Source organism: Niastella yeongjuensis, assembly GCF_900110245.1.
Taxonomy (GTDB): Bacteria; Bacteroidota; Bacteroidia; order Chitinophagales; family Chitinophagaceae; genus Niastella; species Niastella yeongjuensis.
Genome location: NZ_FOCZ01000002.1, coordinates 686791 through 706351, shown reverse-complemented (window position 1 = coordinate 706351; position 19561 = coordinate 686791). Strand labels below are relative to the sequence as shown.

The window sequence follows — 19561 nt, the reverse complement described above, 5'->3', positions numbered from 1 at the left end:
GAGGAATATTTGGAGGAGGGATCAGGTGAAACCTTTAGTTTCCCTGGAACTTGGTCATGGTTACGTGGCCTTGTTGACTAACGCCTTCACTTTTAACAACCTTCATAATAGTAAAAAGGACAATCTTACAGTCTAACCGAAAACTTACATGATCTACATACCATACATCCAGTTCAAACTTTTGCTGCCAGCCAATAGCATTGCGTCCATTTACCTGTGCCCAGCCGGTGATGCCGGGCCGCACGTCATGTCTTCTTTTTTGAGTAGTGCTATATAAAGGTAAGTATTCCACCAACAAAGGACGTGGACCTATTAAACTCATTTCGCCTTTAATGACGTTGATCAATTGCGGAATTTCATCAAGTGATGTTTTCCTGATGAACTTTCCAATAGCGGTCAAACGTTCCGCATCTGATAATAAGTTGCCCGCTGCATCCTTCCTATCGTTCATGGTTTTAAACTTTATCAGTTTAAATATGCTTCCGTTTTTACCGGGTCGTGGCTGTACAAAGAAAGGACTGCCCTGGTTGGCGATATATAATAAAGCGGTAACGAGTATAAACAGCGGCAGTAGTAAACTGAATGCGATCAGGCTTACTACAAAGTCGAGGCATCTCTTAAAAAAATTACGATACAATTGCATGAGCTTTTAAGTGGTCGTGATATTCTTTTAACAACAATTCCCAAAGGTATTTCTGTTCGTAGCGGTCCACGATCATCTTGCGTGCATTGGACTGCAAAGTAAGATATAAAGAGGTATCGGTCAATAGCCGGTTCATGGCATTTTGCAGGTCCGGTACACTCTTGGCCGGAATGATCAGCCCATTTCTACCGTCTTCTATAATCTCATTACACCCATTGATGTCGGTCACTATAGAAGGCAGATTGAAGCAGCCGGCCTGCATGGGCACATTAGGAAAACCTTCGCGGTACGAAGGAAAGGCAAGCGCCTGGCTGATCATCAAAAACGGCCTGATGTCCTGCTGAAACCCGGCATGAATGATCGACTTATCTGTTTCAATGATGGTGTGTGTAGCCGGAGCCAAAGGATCGCGTTCCGGTTCATACGGCCCCACCAGCAGCAATTTAATATTCGGGTGTTTTCCCTTTACCTCGCTGAATGCTTCTACCAGTTCTTCAATCCCCTTATCCTTTACCAGCCTGCCTACAAAAACAAACACAAAGTCTTTATCGGTTAGTCCGAATTTCTTTCTCAACTCACTGGCCGTTTTACTCAATTCTTCCCCCGGCTGAAAAAAACGGGTATTGATGCCATTGCTGCTTCCATTGCCGAGCACCTTCATTTTTTGTTCCCTGCAAAAGTGATTGTCCAGAATGAAGCCGGCCAGCACTTTCGAATTCGGGTATACATGTGTGGCGCAACTGTAGGTAAGCCGTTCTACAAAATCAAGCACCTTTCTTTTCATCCCGGTATTTTCCATCAATGGCATACCGGCTACGGTGTGCATGCGTACAGGCACACCCGCCAGACGGCTGGCCATCATACCCAGTAACCCCGCTTTGGGTGTATGCGTATGCACAATAGCAGGCTTTTCTTTTTTCAACAATCTGTATAACTTCCACAATGCTTTAATATCTTTCACGGGAGTAATAGCCCGCGTCATGGGTACAGGAGCGGTTCGTACGCCCTCACGGGCACCAACCTGCTCCAGCATTTTGTCGGGCGAGGAAACTGCAAGTACTTCAAAATGATCAGACATATACCGGAGCTGGTCTTTAAGTAACACACTTAAAGACACAGGCACGGTAGTTATCCGGATCAGTTTATTCGATGATTTCATGTTATCTGTTTGTGTATGAGGTTCGCCAATTCGGGTACGCTATAAAGATTGCTTACCTTTATACAGCTGCAATATTGTAAAGAAGAAAAAATGTTCGTAATTTATTTTTCAATTCGTTAACCCGGCTACAACAATCATAATCTACTTACCATGCAAATACGACCCGCCACGCCCCAGGACAAACCCGCAATGATAGAACTATTAAAAAAATCTCTGGGTGAAGGGCTTATACCCAAATCAGAATTTCTGTGGAACTGGAAACATGAACAAAACCCCTTCGGCCCTTCTTTCGTATTGCTGGCCGAAGAAAACGGAATGCTCATTGGGTTAAGAGCGTTTATGCAATGGCAGTGGAAATGGAAAGACACTACTTATAAAGCCATTCGGGCCGTAGATACTGCTACCCATCCTGATCACCAGGGAAAAGGTATTTTTAAAAAGCTGACCCTGCAACAATTGGAACTGTGTAAACAACAGGGCGTACATTTCGTATTTAATACGCCCAATGATCAAAGCAGGCCTGGTTATCTAAAAATGGGCTGGGTGCAACAGGGCAGAATGCCCTTGAAATTTAAAATAAGAAACCCGGTAGCATTGGGCCTTGCGCTTGCCTTCAAAAAAGGGAAAGGCGTTTCAACCACCGAAGATCCCACACCTACCCAAACCTGGGACCCCAGGGTGTTTGCTTTAATGGATAAATATGTTCAGAATACCGAACAATTAAATACTGTGTTATCCGCTTCGTATATCCGGTGGCGCTACGCCGACAACCCGCTGTTCAGCTATAATTATTTTACCGACTTCGAAAACTTCCTGCTCATCGGCCGCATCAAGCAACATTCTTTTACCAGAGAGTTGCGCCTGGTAGACTGTATGTTATTTAATAACCCTTCATCAAACAGGCGCATCAACTCCAGCATCAGCAAGGTGGTTCTCCCCTACTGCAAAAAACATAAAATACAGGTCATTTCATTTTCAGGACAGCAATATCAATCACATCAAGCTGCTCTTAACTGGATGGGAATAATACCTGTTCAGCACCGTGGTCCCATTGTTACCTTAAGAGATTTGAACATGAATGAAAAATTTCCCGAATTACTGGACATTAAAAACTGGGGCTATTCTCTGGGCGATATGGAACTTTTTTAATCGTTCCGCTGCCAGGTTTGGTAAGCCGGGAAAGTCCGACTGTTCTTTATTTTAAGGGAAGAAATCCTACACCAGGCAGGTACATATGTGGCTGCCTGGTATTAATCTTTTACATGCAGTAGTCTTATTGTAATACTTTGTCTGCCTGTTTTACTGCTTTGGGCGCTGCTTCACGTACCAGGTATTGATCATACTCGCCCATATTCCAGCTCGTCATCCCATATTTCTGCTGGCATTTTTTAAATTCTTTCAACAGTACTTCCAGGCTTTGTAAATTCTGTTCGGGATAATCACCAAAATTTTCGGGGTGCCACCACAGGTGATAGACTTCTTTTTTCTGTGCCGCAATGCGGATCTCCTGGCACGACCTGCGCAAACGCATTTTATTGGCCAGCTCCGATTTCGGATTCCAGGGCCGTAAGAACCGGCTTGCCGGCAATTGCAATGGTTCACCCGGTGTAACCTTTATTTTACTTAAAGGATAAGAAGTTCTTACTCCACCTACCTGTATATACGCATCTGCAGTACGGAATACCCGGCGCATGAAACCAGCGCCGCCATTGGTAACCGGCGACCAGAACCACCCATCGGGATTGGAACGAACCGTTTTGATCCCATTATCGTAACAGATCTTCAGGTACTCGGGGTTGAACTGGTTACGCGGAAATACCAGCGAACGCATAGGCGCTTTGAATTTTTCAGCTGCTTTAACCGCTGCTTTCAAATCAGCGTCGAAGGCCATTTTCTCCCGTTGTTCTTCCAGGCAATAATAATGGCTGAACGTATGGGTGGCCAGTTCCTGTCCCGGGTACTTCATGATCATTGCTACTTCTTCCGGTGCAAAATGCGCCCATTGATATTGTGAGTCCATTCCATGCTGACGAACCCATTTATACGCTGAATATTTTTCTACCGCATAATCAGGTTCAATGGAAGGCCTAAAGGTTTCCCATTCCTCCCGGTTAGCAGCAAACAAACTACCAACCGTTGCCCAGGTTACATGCACATCGTATTTGCTGAACAGTTCCAGCATTTGCGGAACTATACGCAATGTATTTTTATAATTGGCTTCCCGCTGCTGCCGGTCTCTTTTATCAAAAACACCCCAGTGCAATTCAAAATCGAGTGATACGGTGAATATACCTTGCATATCTCAGTTTTAAGTTCTAAGTTTTTAGTTTAAAGTTCCGGGCCTCGCCCGCCCCCACCTCCTACTTCCTACCTCCTACTTCCGGCTATCGCCAGTTTCACATTTTTAACCGGTGGCGTTTCCTCCTTCGCTTCCATCGCCTTCCTCCTCTTCATTACCTGCAGGTCTTTTTTATAATCGAGGAACATCACGATCACAAACAACAAAAAGTACATGATCATACTTTTTTGCCGGATGATGATGCCCATATTCGACATGGTGTTGGACAAAGCAAACGAGGTGGCTATAAATGCAACTGCAGTTGTCTTTAACAAGGCGGTGCCTTTGCGCAGGAATTTTATAAATCCTTTCTGGAACAATTTGGCAGTAAGTGCCAGGTACAAAACATTTTCTACCGATACCAGCAACCCCATGCCGCCCGGTGAATCAACAAACAGGGGGCGAAACCAGAAGGTAAATAATTTCAGTGCAAGCGGGTAATTAGAGATATCGATACCCGACCCTGCTTTCGACAACTCGTACGAGCGAACGGCTGAAAACTGGTTAAAGCTCTGCAATACGTTGTCGCCATCTATCTTTGAGAAGGCCATGATCTTATCGTACAATAAAACCATTGCGCCTATACTCGCTCCAAACACCAGCAGTTTTTGCCATACCGGTACTTTTTGCCGGCCGGTAAACATCCCCACCACAATACCAACAGCCATAAACAAAAAAACGTGCGGGCGTACATGATAAATGATCAGCAACCCTAATATCAGTTGCAACTTGCGGGTCTTTAACTTACTAAGGCCATACATCGTCATGCCCAGTCCCCAGAAGATGATCGATCCTTTACCCAGCGAAACAGTCCAGAAGTGCATGTTGGGCAGAAAGAACAACAGCGGGATCAGCTCCATGCCCCAGATCTTATGTCGGTACTTCGTATTCTCTTTAAAATACACATAGAAGTATACGAACCCCCAATACCCCATGTAGGCAAACAGCACAAACATCATTTCGAAAGTAAAGCCCAGGTAATTAACGAACGGGTAAGCCGTAAAATCAATAAAGGGCGTACCTGTATCGTATGCGCTGAACCAGTTGGCATAATTCTGTGCCGCCCGCAGGTAGTAGTCCTGCGAGTCGGAACGAGCAAACAACTGGAAGACGTAATAAATGATGCAAAACAGCACATGGAACCAGTACAGGTTCTTCATTAACCCCACCTGGAAGAAGGGCAAACGCCGTTTCATCATTTGCAGTAACGGCAACGTTATTGCATAAAACAGGATCACTAAAAGTATTCCACCTATCACAGTCCTGAGTTTTATTTTGTAATCAAATCGTTGTAAATGGTCTCCAGCTCGCCCACCATTTTTTTCATGCTGAAAGCGTTGATCACTGTTTCTCGGGCAGCTTGTTTCATGCTGGTTACTTCGGCGGGTTGTTGTATCAGGGCCAATAAACGCTCCACTAGTTGCATGGGTTCCTGAACCGGTACCAATACGCCATTCTCACTATCCTTTATTACTTCAGGTATACCACCGGCGGCAGTACAGGCCGGCACACAATTCATACTCATTGCTTCCAGCAGGGCAATGGGCAGTCCTTCAAACTCCGAGCTCATCATAAAAATATCCATGGCGGCGAAGTACGGACGGGTCTCGGTTTGTAGTCCGGCAAAAAACACATATTGATCAGTACCGAGTGTTTTTGCTTTGGCGTGGATCTCTTCCTTCAATGGACCATCTCCTACAATTATAAAAAAAGTGTTGGGGTCTTTTGCATGCACCGCCTGCGCAATTTCCAGCCAGGTGCCCAACCGCTTTTGTGCCCTGAATACACAGGTAATACCAATTACGGTGGCGGTTGGCGGAATATTAAATGCTGCGCGGATATCGTTGCCTGTGTTTTGGGTACGGGAATACTTAAGTGTATCTGTACCATTGGCCACTACCTGTACCAGCGGTTTTGCTTTTCCATAATTTGTTTTAATGGAGTTGGCCACTTCTGCTGATACGGCTATAACACGTTGCTGACTTCCAAAGGTAAATTTGTTTAACAGGTAGGTCAATTTATGATAGCGCTCCCATTTATTGTGTTCGGTATAAACAACCGGCACCCCGGTCATTCTGCCTACTATACGGGCAGCCATACCAGCCCAGGGGAGATGGCAGTGGATGAGTTGGATATTATGTTTGCGCACATACGCCGCTATCCTGCGTACGGCCAGTAATATTTTAGCATTGTTCTTTGCGGGGATACAAACCACTTTCCCACCCTCTTCTTCAATGGCCGACACCATCTGGTTCTTCCAGGGCAGAAAGTACATATAATGAAAGTCGTATTTCTGTTTATCGTGCTGACGCAAGGTTTCGGGCAATAACATCTCTGCTCCGCCTCGGCCCAGTGATTTAATAATGTGCAATACCGGAACGGGTTGTTGGTCCTGGTACGTTTGACGGATATATGTTTTGTTCAATGTATCCATGTTTTTGTGGGGGGGGTCTTATTTCTTTATATCGTTATATACTTCCAAAAATTTAGCAGCTATGCGGGTATTCAGGTACTCGTTCATCACCAGTTGCCAGGCGTTTTGCACCATTTGTTCATTGGCCGGCGTTTTATCTATCGCTTTCAGCACATTGTCAACAAAGGCTTCTTCATTGCCTTTTGACACCAGGTAACCCGTTTTATTGTTGATCACTACTTCGGGGATGCCGCCCACTTCATAAGCCACCACCGGGGTTTTACAATAAAAGGCTTCCAGTATTACACCAGGCAATCCTTCAATGATGCTGGGCAATAACAAGACATCGGCATTCTTTATAAACTGCATGGCATCATTGCGGAACCCGTAAAAATGTACGTGTTGTTCGAGTCCTTTTTGTTTTACCAGTTCTTCTATTTGCCCTTGCAAGGGCCCGCTGCCCACAAAATGTAAACTGGCACCAGGTTGTTTTTTCAGAATACCTTCAAAGATCCCGATAAGGCGAACATGGTTCTTTTCATAAGTGAACCCGCCTACATGCACCAGTACCGGTTTCGATGCGCCGGGCAATACATTTCCTTTTCCGGCATCGTTCAATTCAGCTTCTTCAATTCCAATTGGCACGGTTACTATCCGCTCTTTGAATTGCGGGAACAGATTCGCGAAATCTGATGCGGAGGTCCTGCTTACAGAAACAATCCGAGTGGCGTATTTAAAGAAAAAGCCATTCAATAGTTTAGCCGGGGCAGATTTTATGTACAGGCTAATGGTACTGGCGTTTCTAAAAACAATGGGTTGTTTCCATTTGAAGAACAACTTCGAGAACACCGCATATTTTAAAGTATCGCCTGCATTGGCCTGCACCACATCGGGCTTTTCCTCTTTGATGAGCTGTGCCAGGTTGCGCCAGGCTTTTATATCCCACATGCGTTTTTTGGGTGAACCGTTCAGGTGTTTTGTTTCACCGCTAAATGGCAAAGGCGCTTTACCCGGAAAAACAAATACCAGCATTGCTTTATCGCCTTTTTCGTTTATGTGGGTACTTAGTTGAGAGGCAAACATTTCCGCCCCGCGCAATTGGGGTTTCTGAACCAGTTGAAGTATTGTCAATTTTTTACAATGATCATGTTGAGTAAATAATTTTCCAGCTTACCGGCTATTTTCTCCAGTTCAAAATTTTGCCGGGCATGTTCATTCGCTTTTACGGCAAATGCGTTGGCTACTGCTACATTATCCTTGAACCACAACAAAGCCTGTTTTATACTTTCTACCGATCCCTTTTCAAAAAAGTAACCGGTTTCCAAATGAGTGATCACTTCTTTATTTACGGCAATATCACTGGCCAGCACCGGCAACCCGGCAAACATGGCTTCTACAATGGCACCGCTGAACCCTTCACTGTGCGATGGAAAAACAAAACAATCATACTCATTTATCAGCGTTGGTATCTCGCGGCTTCCCAACAACACTACCTTGTTCTGCAATCCCAACTCATCGATCAGCGCTGATAACGATTCGCGTGCCGGGCCCTCACCGGCTATGTGTAACACAGCGTTGGGGCAGGCGGATAAAAACTCATTGAAAGCCAGTATCAGATCGCGCTGGCCTTTCACCGGTACCAACCGGCCAACGTTTAAAAACCTGAGTGGCTTTCCCGGTTGTACCAGGGGAACATGAAACCGGAATAGATCACTATCCCGGCCTCTGTTTATTACTTCAATTTTATTGAGCGCAATGCCTAATGCTTTTGCATTGGATCTTTTTACTTCTGCTGAGTTGGCAACAAATCCCTTACAAAACCGGGCCGTTGTTTTATTGGCCCATTTAAAAAACGACACCGCCATTTTTGCCTTTACAGAAAGGGCCGTGTTGTAAGTATCGGAATAGAGTTCACTCACAAACGTGCCTATAACCGGAATATGGCTGAAACGGGCAACCAGCCGGGCAATCAGTTCTGACCGGGTTAAGTAGGCTACAATTATATCCGGCTGTTCTTTTTGAACAACTGCTTTTAATTGTTTGTAAGCCTCGGTAAATCCGTATTTCTTTTTCAGTCCTACTGAATAAACAGGAATGTTGTGTGCGGTAAACTTTTGTTTTAACAGATCGCCGGCATATAAGTGGCAAACCACCGGCTGCATATTTTTAAACCGGATGGCATTGGCAAAAAGGCTTTGTTCAGCACCGCCGGTTTGTAAGGTATCTATAACAAATAATACTTTTTTACTCATGCGGGTTGGGGCGTCATTGTCTACGGCAACAGTCACGTTCCTGAAATCAGTTCCGGTAATAGTATCGCTATGCATATTCTACAACCTCTTGTTTGGTATCGGTAAATGTTATTATTATATCTTCTCCTTTGCAAAAAATATCAAAATCCCTGCTTGAGATCGCTTTAAAAAAGGCGGTAGCGCAACCGGGCCGGAAGGCATCGTGCAACTCAATTACTATACAGCGTACTTTAGGCAGCCAGTTTTCGTAATTATGGGTAAACAACTCTTTCTCGGCCCCTTCAATATCGATCTTGAGAATATCGATCGTTTGTAAATTATATCGGTCAATGATGTCGTCCATGGTAATAGCATCTACACTTCCCACCTGTTTCTGATTCCCTTCTACCGTTCTGAAGCCATATTCGCCCAGGCCGCTATCAATGATACCCAGGTTCTTTTGGGAGTGCCAGATGGCATTTTGCAGGCAATCGACCTTTGGATAGGTCTTTACATTTTTTACCAGCTGGTCGAAGTTTTTCTTTTCAGGCTCCACCGCAATAACATGGGCATGGGGGAATTTCGATTTAAAGTGCATCACTGAAAAACCAATATTCGAACCCAGGTCAATAATGGTATTAACGTTCTTATTGGTGATCCTGGGAACGTTATACTGTCCAAATACTGCTACGGCCCGAAAAACCTTGAAATCACTGGAGTGCTTTCTGATGTGATAATGCCGTCCTTTCCATTTTACTTCATATTCTTCTCCCGAGGCGCTCATGGCTAATCCAATCATTAGTGATTTAACGATGCCAACTTTGTAAACATAACGAAGTGTCGTAACTACCTTTTTCTTGAACTGTGAAGTCATATGTTTCTTTTTTTCTAAACGATTCAGCATTCGGTAGCCGGTTCCTGGGTTCTATTACAGTGTTTTGGGGGTTTTAACAGGTTTTTACTTTACAAATTTCAGTGTACCGGGGTCCAGCGTTCTGCCGCCAATTCCCCTGATGCCATGCCAGATGCCCAATAAGCGGAATTGCACCCTTTTAAAACGGTCTGGCGCCAGGATAGCTGCTGTGAGCAACAGTTTCACCTGGTGGTAGAGATAAGCAATGAACTCCAACAGGGAGAAATGCTTTTTAATAATGAACGTATGATTGCGGGCCGAATAATAGTTGCGCCATAAGGTGGCTTTGGTAAACTGTCCGCCGCCGCCTAGCAACTGGCGATCATCGGCCCCGTTCTTCAGCACCCCGATCCTGTAGCCGGCCCTTCTGATGCGGATGGAATATTCCTGGTCGTCGCACATCATAAAGAACTCTTCGCACAGGGGGCCCAGTTGGCGCACCACATCCGCTTTTATAAGGGCCCCGTCAATCATGGCATAATCTATTTCCTGTAACCGAACGTTGGGATCGGCATGTACCTTGGCACCCATTTTAAAGTTGGCGCCATGCAGGCCCAGCATCACAAACGGGGTTTCTTCTATGCTTTCAACCAGTTCTTTCAATGCATTGGGTGCATAGAAAGTATCATCGTCCAGGATCCAGAAATAATCATATGCATTACGGGTTAGCCCATACGTCATGGCTTTTGCAATGGCGCCGGCCGAGCCGGTATTGCTTTCCATGTAAATGCAATGAATACTATTTTTCCCTTGCAGTGTTTGCAGGTATTCTTTTGTTCCATCTGTACTATTGTTATCAACGATAACAATTTCAGTGGGCGGCACCGTTTGGGCCAGTATGTGCGCGATGGCCGTCTTTAACGTCTCGAGCCGGTTATATGTCACTACAATTGCGCAAACCCTTGTATTCATAGTATCCTTTAAATTACATTAAGACTAAGTTCCAGGTAATCAAAAACATCAAGTACATGCGTAGTGATCACTGGTATATGAATAGCCAGTTTTTTCGACTTCGCATACTTCAATGCCTTTTGGGTCGTAAACTTAAGTGTGCCGGGATCTAACGTTCTGCCTCCCTTGCCTAATATTCCATGCAAAATGCCCATCAGTCTGAAGCGTACGCGTTTGAAGCGGTCCGGGGCAAGAAGTGCGGCGGTGATTAACAGTTTGGATTGTAGCAGGCAATAACCAAATAAATTTACGAAAGAGAAATGTTTCTTTATGATAAATATGTGGTTGCGGGCAGAATAATATCCACGCCACAGGGTGGCACGGGTAAACTGGCCGCCGCCGCCCAGGTACAATCGGTTGTCGGCACCATTTTTCAGCACGCCGATCTTATAACCTTTGCGTTGCATACGTACCGAATACTCATGATCGTCGCACATCATAAAAAACTCTTCACATATAGTACCTACATTTTTAACCACTTCTGCTTTTATCAGCGCACCGTCGATCATGGCGTAGTCTACTTCCTGCAAACGCACATCGTCCTTCACCTGTATTTTCCGGCCCATTTTTATGTGGGCGCCATGCAGGCCGATCATAGAGAATTCGCTGTTCCCGATGTTCTCCACCAGGTCCTGCAAAGCATTGGGTGCATAAAAGGTATCGTCGTCCAGCACCCAGAAATAATCATATTTATTATGCGTATTGGCTAAGCCGAATTCCATGCCTGCGGCAATGGCCCCGGCTGAACCGGTGTTATTATCCATATAAATGCAGTGGATATTGTTTTGTCCATCTATCGACTGCAGGTATTCAATAGTACCATCGGTACTGTTGTTGTCCACTACAACAATCGTTGCAGGTTTCAGGTGTTGGGCCAGTACATGGTCCAGGGCCGTTTTAAGGGTATCGAGCCTGTTGTATGTAACCAATATGGCACATGTGTTCGAAGACATCATTCGGGAGATTTTTGGGTTTAATATTCTCGTTGGCCGGTGGTCTAATGGTGGTCGTATTGATGCATTGTCTTTTATATTCTTTTATACCATCTGCTCAGTCCGTAATCACGCACTGCTTTGAACGTGTTTTGGGTAACCAGTCTGCCATACCGGAAACCGTATTTATAACTTACCAGGGTTTTTGCAATGGACACGAACAGGATGGAAAAGAAAGCCAGGTAATAACCGTTTTTAACCATCACCCGCATCGAATTGCGGATGCTGTAATAATCCCGCCACAATACGCTCTCTTCTTTTTTCCGAACGGTAGCCGTCTTTTTAAAATTCAACCGGTTCCATTTCTTCCGCAGATCAAGGAACAAACCGGAATGCACGAGTATTTTATAACCGGCTTTTTGCTGTGACAGATCGTGATCGAGGTCTTCAAAGCCAAACCACAATTTCGGGTCAGGCACAATTCCTTTCAGCACGCTTTCGCCTTTGATCACTTTTATCATACCGCCGCCGATAGTATCCACTTCCAGGTATTCGCCTTTTTCCAGCTCTTCATTGGTGGTTCTTATTACCAGCCCGGTGCGTTTGTTTATTTTATGTCCCACTACACCCACCTGGCCACAATTTCCCTCGTAGGATTCTCCCAGCTGAAGCAGTTTTTCGAGTGTATCTCTTGTGTAGGGCGGATCGTTGTCATCGGCCCACAGTACCCATTTATAACCTTCCTGAGCCAACGTTTGCAAACCTATTTTGCCACCACCGGCAAATCCTGAATTATGCCCCACCTTCAAATGCGCTACCCCCGGATATAATTGCGCCAGTTTGTTTTTGGTATCGTCGTTGTCATTGTTGTCAACAACGAGCAACTTATCGGGTGGCCTCGTTTGATCGAGTATCTTCTGAATGGTGTCCATCAAAATATCAGGACGGTTATACGTAACAATAAAGGCTGCAAACGTTTTCTCGGTCATATGGTGTTTCTTTTATGGGTTTAATTTTCTCAAGCTTAAATAGCCTGCTTGTAATACCTTCTTAAACCATAATCACGAACCGCCTTGCAGGTATTTTTCATAACCAGGCTGCCATAGCGCAAGCCATGTTTAAAGCTCAGCAGGCTTTTTCCAAATGATACTAGCAGAATTGATAAGAATGCCAGGTAATGGCGGTGCTTTTTCATAATGAACAATGCATTGCGAATGCTGTAGTAATCCCGCCACAATACTTTTTCATCTTTTTTACGGGCAACCGTGTTCTCCACACGCATCCGGTTCCAGCGTTCGCGGCAGCCTAAAAACAGATCGCTGTGTACGAGTATTTTGTAACCGGCTTCTTTCTGCGACAGATCAAAATCAAGGTCTTCAAACCCGAAGAACAATTTGGGTTCCGTAAGAATGCCATCCCGGATGGATTTTGCATTTACGATCTTACATTGTCCGCCGCCAATGGTATCTACTTCTATAAAGGAATTTGTGCGCAATTCTTCGTTGGTTGCCCGTTGCAGCAATCCGGTGAATTTATTGAAACGGCTGCCCACCATCCCCACCTGGCCACATCGATCCCCGAATGTCTCACCCAGGTGTACCAGTTTTTCAAATGTATCCGGTGTTGGCGGGGGATCGTTGTCATCGCCCCAGAAGATCCACTGGTATCCTTCCTTAGCTAATGTTTCCAGGCCTACTTTATCGCCACCGGCAGGACCTGCATTGTACCCCATTTTGATGTAAGCCACTTCCGGATATAACTCATCCAGCTTTTGCCTGGTTTCATCTGTAGAACCGTTATCTATCACCAGTAATTTTTCAGGGGGTAACGTTTGGGACATGATCTTATGAATGGTATCCATTAAAATTTCTGCACGGTTGAATGTAACCACAAATGCAGCGAATCTCTTAGTATTCATAATATTTCTTTAGGTGCGTAGATTTATAAAGTCTTTTCTTTTACAGATAAGATTTGAGTTATAAAAAAAGTATCTTAATGCTACTCGTTAGTTTACCATGTTTGATCAGGTTCTTCGCAAACTTTTTCTTTTCGCGCCACATTGTTTTTTCAATCTCCTTTTTCTGGTCCTCATTAAACAACGCCGACCGTTTCATCAACTTCCTGGTTTCAATGGAGCCTTTGTATTTCTCTTCCATGCTTCTGCCACTGAAAGCACCGCCGGCATGTTTACGATAATTTCCGCCTATAAAATCCAGCTCGGCGAGCTTGCCGTATTTCGACAAGGCAGCGAACAGGAACAGATCGCCATAGGTAACATGAATGAAATCTTCATGCGTAACCGGGATACAATTGCGAAAAACAACCGACATGGTAGGAATGTGCTGATAAAAAATGCTCTTCCAGTCAAACACCCTGAAGTCGCCGGCTTCCTCTCTCAGCACCTCGTCATTTTCCGAAACTGTTCTTACTTCGTGAAAGCACAGTACAAACTCCCCATTCGCTTCTAAAAAATCAACCTGCTTTTGCAGTTTATGCGGATCAGTCCAGTAATCGTCGCCTTCACAAACAGCTATATATTTTCCGGTTAGGCGAGGCCAGCAGAACTCATACGCATTTCGTTGCGGGCCTACATTCTGTTGGTGATAAATAGGTTTTATTATACCCGGATGCTTTTTTTCAAATTCCTGGATGATACTACGGGTATCGTCGGTTGAACAATCTTCGCCAATGATCACTTCAAAGGCAAAACCGGTTTGCTGCATCATTACGCCTTCGAGGCACCGGCGAATATATTTGCCGTGGTTATAGGTTGGGATGCAAATGGAAACCAGGGGCGTTGTTTGTTTTGTAACCTGTTCAAACTGCTGGCGGGTGTATTTGTATTGTACAAACCCGTTTTCCAATTCAGCTCCCTGTTGCCAGCCCATTCTTGTTACATTCCCTATCCCTGGATTATTCTTATGCATTTCAAGATTCACCTGTTGCAGCCCCAGCTGCGTGAATCCCTGTTCAAGCGCCAGCCAGGCAGATTCATAAGCCCGGTTCTTACCCCAGTACCGTATTTCCCCAATGAAAATGTGTAACAGGGCCTGGCCGTCTTTTATATCGGTAAAGAATACATTTCCTATGTAGGTATCATCGTCACACAAACAAATGGCAAATCGTTTTTCATTTTCCCTGCGCAGTGCCGACGCCAGCCATGCTCTTTCAATGTCAGGAGTAATGTATTTGTCGGGCCGCTTACCGGTAAACCGCCATATTTTGGGATCATTGCGCCATTGGTACGAAGTGAGTGCATCTGCTTCGCGCAAGGGCCTTATGTATACATTGTAGCTCATTTGGCAAGTTGAATAACAGCTGCCATGCTTTGCATGTCCGTTTCCTGGTAGCGGTGGTCAACTGGCAGGGGCAACAAGCTTTCTGCCAGCTTTTGTTCCGTTTCAAACCCATATTTACTTCCTTCCTTTACTTCGGCCCAAAAGGTGGGCACATAAATTCCATTGCTGTACAATTTTTCCCGGTCTGTTTTATAGGGGGTAATTAACGGATAAACCATGGGCACGCTCTCGGGATCGGTAATAATGGCAAACTGGTTTAGGTTTTTGAAAATGTAGTGTAAACTGTTGAAGTTGGCCCTGCGGGCAGCCATCACTTCCTGGTAGTTTATATGAGATAACAGGTATTGACTAATGGCAGACATGCCGGTTATTTCAGGGCCGCATAGTGTTTCGTTCTCCTGAAAAGCAGCATATCCTTCCTGCACCTGCCCATTGAACCGCTTTATCAGGTGATCAACTACATACGCTTCGTTGTTGCCTGCTACTGGTTGAACCGGAATAGCATCGGGCGGGTATAAATACGCGCCGTCCGGCACCCCAAAAAACTTTCTGCATGAATTAAAGTACCACGAACGGCCATTTCCTTTTGTAAAAAATGCCTGGGTGCAGTCTACGATCAGCTGACTGCCATACCTGGTCGAAAGTTTGTTTACCGCCGTATTCTTTAACCCAAAGTAATTGGTGTATAAAAAAAACTCGTGTTTTCCCAGTTCAGGTAGCGCAACCGGTTCCAGCTTATCATCGATGGCATAATATTTATATACTATACCCGCGGACTCAAACGATTGCAAAACCACTTTACACGTGTAATAAGGAATGTAAACCAGCGTTGGTTTACATTCTTTTAATATGAAGTGCAAAGCCGATCGGCCGCTTTTGAAAGTATAAGGTACCTCGTGGTACGAATACCCGCCTTTATTTAACTCCAGGCCAAAATATCCTCCCACTGGTTTCATACAAGCTGATAATCGTTTAACAGGTCTTTAATTGCTGCCGGTTCGTTGAACATCATCACATCTATGATCGACAGGGCGGATTCAAAATGTGGTCTGCGCTGGTTATACGCTTTTAACCCCGGTTGCAGAAATTGTAACTGAATGTTGCTGGCTTCAAACTTACCGGCATCAAACAGTTCCCTGCCACCCGGTGGGTTAATGTACGTTGTTGCCCGCAATTGCTCACACATTCTCAACGCCCACTCCCCTGCATCCCTTACCTGCGAATAATCAAATTTCATTTGCGACGACACTTCTATTTCCAATTCCAGCCCTATATAGTCACAGGTGGTTTTCAGGCAATGGCCATTCATACCGGTGATGGTATCCTGATGTGTCGAAAAACAATCCCCGATCAGGGCGCGGACCGCCTTGTAACAGGGGGCCGTTTTTTTATAATGTTCAATTTGCCGGAGTATTTTGTCTTTATGGTTATCCGCATCGGCCGGTTGTATTTCCCTGATCAGTGATTCCCTGGAATGCGCTGCCAGCGGCATAATGATGTATTGAAAACCTTCCCCGGGTTTTAAGATCCGGTTCCGGTTGATCCATCCATGGCGGATGTACTGTACATCATCGAATAAAATGAACCGGTCGGCAGCGTGGATCAATTGAAAATAGCCGATGTACGGATAAAAGTACGGTTGCATAATAGCTGCCTTCATTGCTAATGATTCTGTGTTCTTAATAATACTCGAACGATCATATGCATCTCTTCTTCTGTAAGCTCGTGATGCATGGGTAAACACATAATACGCTGCGCTATGCACAAACTATTGGCGCATTCATATTTTTCAACGAACCGCAGCGTATGCAATGAAGGATAGAAGTAGCGGCGCGGATAAATGCCATGGCCAATCAAATGCGCCTCCATTTTCTTCAGCACCGTTTCCGATGGCAGAATGATAGGGAAATACGCATAATTATGACAGGCATTTTTGTCGATGGCCTGCATTTGCATATCGAGCCCTTTCAGCAATTCGGTATAATGCAAATACTGCGCTTTTCTTTTCCGCAGCAGGTCATCTACGTACTTCAAATTTGCCAGACCCATGGCCGCATGAAATTCCGAGTTCTTACCATTAATGCCTACGCAGGCAAAATCTTCAGGACCGTTAAAGCCAAAATTGCGCATGTACGCCATTTCCTTTAGCAGATCGGCATCCTGGGTAAAAACAGCGCCACCTTCTATGGTATGGTATAATTTGGTGGCATGAAAACTGGTAATGCTGATATCGCCATACTGAAAAACAGATCTTCCTTTGTATTTCGTGCCAAAGCAATGCGCAGCATCGTAAATAACTTTCAGGTTGTGCCTGGTTGCTATTTCCTGGATGGCATCGATATCGCATGGGTTGCCAAACACATGCGTAGCAAGAATGGCGGAAGTTTGTGGCGTAATGGCTGCTTCAATTAATGCCGGGTCAATGTTAAGGGTGTGCGGGTCGATGTCTACAAAAACCGGTTTCCATCCTTCCCACAAAATACTACTGGTGGTGGCAATGAATGAAAATGGCGTTGTAATGATCTCTCCTTTTAACCCGAGCGCTTTAATAGCTATTTGCAATGCAGACGAGCCGTTGTTCACATACAACATGTGCGGCACATTCAGGTATTGCTTTAACTGCAGCTCTAATTCATTGACAAGCGGACCGTTGTTTGTGAGCCACTGGCGTTGCCAGATGCCCCTGATGTAGCTCTCATATTCTTCGAGCCGGGGCATAAATGGTTTGGTGACTGGTATCATGGGGGTTCTGATTACTTTATTGATGGCTCGAACAGGTGTCAGAAAAATCCAGGTTAACGTGATGTATAGGCACCGTGACATGCCCGTCTGACTTTATTTTTAAAGAGCGATCAACTAAGCAACAACTATATCCCCTGTAGTGAAACCATTTTTTGAAAGCGGGATGATTTGTTTACCATTTCTTCGAATGAACCGGAAGCAGTTACCGTTCCTTTTTCGAGTAAATAAATGGTATCTGCTTCTTTTATGGTAGATAAACGATGTGCGATCAATACAATGGTATACGTACCCCGTAACTGTTCAATATTCTCCTGAATGATCTTTTCTGTTTCCGAGTCAAGCGCAGACGTAGCCTCGTCAAAGATCAGCACCTCGGTGTCTTTGTACAACTCGCGGGCAATGGAAATGCGCTGACGCTGGCCACCAGAGATCAGGATCCCGTTATCACCCAGCCGGGTTTGTTCTTTCTCCGGCAACGCGTCTACAAAACCGCCGAGGGAAGCCATCCGCAACACTTCTTTAAAGCGTTTTTGATTTTCAGGTGTAGGCTCGGCCCAGAAGGTGATGTTATTGAAAATGGTATCGTTAAATACTACAGGCTCCTGTGAAATATAACCCACTTTATCGCGATACGTGTTGAGGTTGTATTGCGACATAGGCAGTGCATCGATGTACAACTCTCCGGTATCGGGCCGTATTAATCCGGCAATCATATTGGCCAGGGTTGTTTTACCCGCACCGCTTTCACCTACCAGGGCAATGGTCGATTTTTTCTTTACTTCCATATTAATGCCATCCAGCACCCGAAGGCTGTCGTACGACAACGACACATCCTTCAACTCGATCTTGTCCTGAATGGTCTGGAATGAAACCGGACCATGTACTTCCTGCAACCCTGCCATTTCATTCGTTAAAGAAGTAACGGCGTTGATACCACCGCTGTTCTCGATAAAGCCCTGCCAGTAGTTCTGCGTCATTACCAGGAAGCTGAGCGCGCGGTAAAACAGCAACAAGCTCAGGATAATGCTTCCCAGGCTGGCGCCCATCCAGTTCAATTGCGCAAAGATCACCATCATAACTATTATAACGATGATGGGCTCTTTAATGCTGGTAGCAATGGCCGTCATATGACCGATCTTCCGGTTCAACCCTTCCGCCTGATTGATCACATTCTTTAACTTCTTTGAATACTGGTTAAAGGTGTTGGTCGATTTCAGGTATTTGAAATAATGGGTGGTTTGTATAAGAAAGCTGTTGAAATCGCTTCCTTTCTTCGACAACTCGTTAGAGGCCCGCTTGGTAGTTTTATAAATATTGTTGTAGATCAGGTTGGACAATACCGCGCCAACGCAAACCAACACCGCAAACTGATAGTTGGCCAGGAATGCCAGGAACATATAGGTCAGCAACATCACCGATGCCTGGGCCGCAGTAAAATAAAAACTGAACGACTGAAACAAACGCTGTACCTCGGTGGTGAGCGTGTTCTGGATCTTTCCCGAATCTATTTTCAAAAAGGCGCTGTACGATAACCCTTCCAGGTTATTTACCAGCTTGTAGCGAACTTTCTTAATGAACTTTTCGCGTAAGCCGGCATAAAACTTCATCTGGAAGTATTTCATAATGCCCTTAAATACAAACAGGGTAACCAGCGCCATCAGAACAGTAGTCACGGTTAATTCAAATCCCATCTTGCGAATGAGATTGATCATGTGCTGTAACTGTCCCATCGACTCTGAATGGTCGGCAGTTGTCTGAGCGGTTTGTCCTTCGCCCACTGCTTTTAACAGGGGAATGAACATAGCCAGGCCCATACCATCCAGGAAGCTGATCAAAATGCTCAGCCCCAGAAAGAACAGCAACTTGTGCCCAATGATGCCGTAGTAGTATTTGAAATAAGTATAGAAATTATTTTTGAGCGAGAATTTCATCGGTCGTTT

At 45.0% G+C, this 19561-nt stretch carries 18 protein-coding genes; 1 reads left to right on the top strand and 17 read right to left on the bottom strand.

Annotated elements, in window-relative coordinates; all coding sequences use genetic code 11:
- Positions 1-34: 34 nt before the first annotated feature.
- Positions 35-643 carry a sugar transferase gene (locus BMX95_RS07595; protein WP_090519333.1) on the bottom strand — a complete coding sequence of 203 codons (609 nt, stop codon included), beginning with the start codon at positions 641-643 and terminating at the stop codon, positions 35-37.
- Positions 627-1802, bottom strand: a complete 1176-nt coding sequence (locus BMX95_RS07590) for a glycosyltransferase family 4 protein (RefSeq protein ID WP_081201480.1) — start codon at positions 1800-1802, stop codon at positions 627-629. Before BMX95_RS07590 ends, BMX95_RS07595 begins: the two co-directional genes overlap by 17 nt.
- 150 nt (positions 1803-1952) lie before the next feature.
- Between BMX95_RS07590 and BMX95_RS07585 the strand changes: the two genes are divergently transcribed.
- Complete coding sequence (locus tag BMX95_RS07585) at positions 1953-2951, top strand: GNAT family N-acetyltransferase (protein ID WP_081201478.1); 999 nt, start codon at positions 1953-1955, stop codon at positions 2949-2951.
- A gap of 124 nt (positions 2952-3075) precedes the next feature.
- On the opposite strand, the gene BMX95_RS07580 is transcribed toward BMX95_RS07585, so the two are convergent.
- The 15 genes from BMX95_RS07580 to BMX95_RS07510 form a co-directional block, all read right to left on the bottom strand.
- Complete coding sequence (locus tag BMX95_RS07580) at positions 3076-4101, bottom strand: polysaccharide deacetylase family protein (RefSeq protein ID WP_081201476.1); 1026 nt, start codon at positions 4099-4101, stop codon at positions 3076-3078.
- A 68-nt stretch (positions 4102-4169) separates the two neighbouring features.
- A complete protein-coding gene (locus BMX95_RS07575) occupies positions 4170-5399 on the bottom strand; it encodes a hypothetical protein (RefSeq protein ID WP_081201475.1) in 1230 nt (409 codons plus the stop codon).
- 11 nt (positions 5400-5410) lie between these two features.
- Positions 5411-6574 (bottom strand): glycosyltransferase, encoded by a 1164-nt coding sequence (locus BMX95_RS07570; RefSeq protein ID WP_081201473.1) that lies wholly within the window; start codon positions 6572-6574, stop codon positions 5411-5413.
- Between the two features lie 18 nt (positions 6575-6592).
- Positions 6593-7684: a glycosyltransferase family 4 protein gene (locus BMX95_RS07565; protein ID WP_081201471.1), complete on the bottom strand. Its 1092-nt coding sequence runs from the start codon at positions 7682-7684 to the stop codon at positions 6593-6595.
- Entirely contained in the window at positions 7681-8880 is a 1200-nt protein-coding gene (locus BMX95_RS07560; protein WP_081201469.1) for a glycosyltransferase family 4 protein, read from the bottom strand. Before BMX95_RS07560 ends, BMX95_RS07565 begins: the two co-directional genes overlap by 4 nt.
- A complete protein-coding gene (locus tag BMX95_RS07555) occupies positions 8873-9658 on the bottom strand; it encodes an FkbM family methyltransferase (protein WP_165758970.1) in 786 nt (261 codons plus the stop codon). The genes BMX95_RS07560 and BMX95_RS07555 overlap by 8 nt, the downstream gene beginning before the upstream one ends.
- A gap of 84 nt (positions 9659-9742) precedes the next feature.
- Entirely contained in the window at positions 9743-10609 is an 867-nt protein-coding gene (locus BMX95_RS07550) for a glycosyltransferase (RefSeq protein ID WP_081201465.1), read from the bottom strand.
- Between the two features lie 8 nt (positions 10610-10617).
- Positions 10618-11604 (bottom strand): glycosyltransferase, encoded by a 987-nt coding sequence (locus BMX95_RS07545; protein ID WP_081201463.1) that lies wholly within the window; start codon positions 11602-11604, stop codon positions 10618-10620.
- Positions 11605-11675: 71 nt separating this feature from the next.
- Positions 11676-12569 (bottom strand): glycosyltransferase, encoded by an 894-nt coding sequence (locus tag BMX95_RS07540; protein WP_081201461.1) that lies wholly within the window; start codon positions 12567-12569, stop codon positions 11676-11678.
- A 35-nt stretch (positions 12570-12604) separates the two neighbouring features.
- Positions 12605-13498 (bottom strand): glycosyltransferase, encoded by an 894-nt coding sequence (locus BMX95_RS07535; protein ID WP_081201459.1) that lies wholly within the window; start codon positions 13496-13498, stop codon positions 12605-12607.
- 58 nt (positions 13499-13556) lie between these two features.
- Entirely contained in the window at positions 13557-14879 is a 1323-nt protein-coding gene (locus tag BMX95_RS07530) for a GNAT family N-acetyltransferase (RefSeq protein WP_081201457.1), read from the bottom strand.
- Positions 14876-15835, bottom strand: a complete 960-nt coding sequence (locus BMX95_RS07525; RefSeq protein ID WP_081201455.1) for a hypothetical protein — start codon at positions 15833-15835, stop codon at positions 14876-14878. Before BMX95_RS07525 ends, BMX95_RS07530 begins: the two co-directional genes overlap by 4 nt.
- Positions 15832-16539, bottom strand: a complete 708-nt coding sequence (locus BMX95_RS07520) for a WbqC family protein (RefSeq protein ID WP_081201453.1) — start codon at positions 16537-16539, stop codon at positions 15832-15834. Before BMX95_RS07520 ends, BMX95_RS07525 begins: the two co-directional genes overlap by 4 nt.
- 2 nt (positions 16540-16541) lie before the next feature.
- Positions 16542-17621, bottom strand: coding sequence for a DegT/DnrJ/EryC1/StrS family aminotransferase (locus BMX95_RS07515; protein ID WP_081201812.1), 1080 nt, complete (start codon positions 17619-17621; stop codon positions 16542-16544).
- A 125-nt stretch (positions 17622-17746) separates the two neighbouring features.
- Entirely contained in the window at positions 17747-19552 is a 1806-nt protein-coding gene (locus BMX95_RS07510; protein WP_081201451.1) for an ABC transporter ATP-binding protein, read from the bottom strand.
- Positions 19553-19561 lie beyond the last annotated feature (9 nt).

Excerpts from the sequence above, each read along its gene's own strand:
- BMX95_RS07570 (WP_081201473.1), bottom strand. The coding sequence starts at position 6,574 with ATGGATACATTGAACAAAACATATATCCGTCAAACGTACCAGGACCAA.
- BMX95_RS07510 (WP_081201451.1), bottom strand. The coding sequence starts at position 19,552 with ATGAAATTCTCGCTCAAAAATAATTTCTATACTTATTTCAAATACTAC.
- BMX95_RS07555 (WP_165758970.1), bottom strand. The coding sequence starts at position 9,658 with ATGACTTCACAGTTCAAGAAAAAGGTAGTTACGACACTTCGTTATGTT.
- BMX95_RS07540 (WP_081201461.1), bottom strand. The coding sequence starts at position 12,569 with ATGACCGAGAAAACGTTTGCAGCCTTTATTGTTACGTATAACCGTCCT.
- BMX95_RS07525 (WP_081201455.1), bottom strand. The coding sequence starts at position 15,835 with ATGAAACCAGTGGGAGGATATTTTGGCCTGGAGTTAAATAAAGGCGGG.
- BMX95_RS07515 (WP_081201812.1), bottom strand. The coding sequence starts at position 17,621 with ATGATACCAGTCACCAAACCATTTATGCCCCGGCTCGAAGAATATGAG.
- BMX95_RS07545 (WP_081201463.1), bottom strand. The coding sequence starts at position 11,604 with ATGATGTCTTCGAACACATGTGCCATATTGGTTACATACAACAGGCTC.
- BMX95_RS07595 (WP_090519333.1), bottom strand. The coding sequence starts at position 643 with ATGCAATTGTATCGTAATTTTTTTAAGAGATGCCTCGACTTTGTAGTA.
- BMX95_RS07535 (WP_081201459.1), bottom strand. The coding sequence starts at position 13,498 with ATGAATACTAAGAGATTCGCTGCATTTGTGGTTACATTCAACCGTGCA.
- BMX95_RS07560 (WP_081201469.1), bottom strand. The coding sequence starts at position 8,880 with ATGCATAGCGATACTATTACCGGAACTGATTTCAGGAACGTGACTGTT.
- BMX95_RS07585 (WP_081201478.1), top strand. The coding sequence starts at position 1,953 with ATGCAAATACGACCCGCCACGCCCCAGGACAAACCCGCAATGATAGAA.
- BMX95_RS07580 (WP_081201476.1), bottom strand. The coding sequence starts at position 4,101 with ATGCAAGGTATATTCACCGTATCACTCGATTTTGAATTGCACTGGGGT.
- BMX95_RS07550 (WP_081201465.1), bottom strand. The coding sequence starts at position 10,609 with ATGAATACAAGGGTTTGCGCAATTGTAGTGACATATAACCGGCTCGAG.
- BMX95_RS07520 (WP_081201453.1), bottom strand. The coding sequence starts at position 16,539 with ATGAAGGCAGCTATTATGCAACCGTACTTTTATCCGTACATCGGCTAT.
- BMX95_RS07590 (WP_081201480.1), bottom strand. The coding sequence starts at position 1,802 with ATGAAATCATCGAATAAACTGATCCGGATAACTACCGTGCCTGTGTCT.
- BMX95_RS07530 (WP_081201457.1), bottom strand. The coding sequence starts at position 14,879 with ATGAGCTACAATGTATACATAAGGCCCTTGCGCGAAGCAGATGCACTC.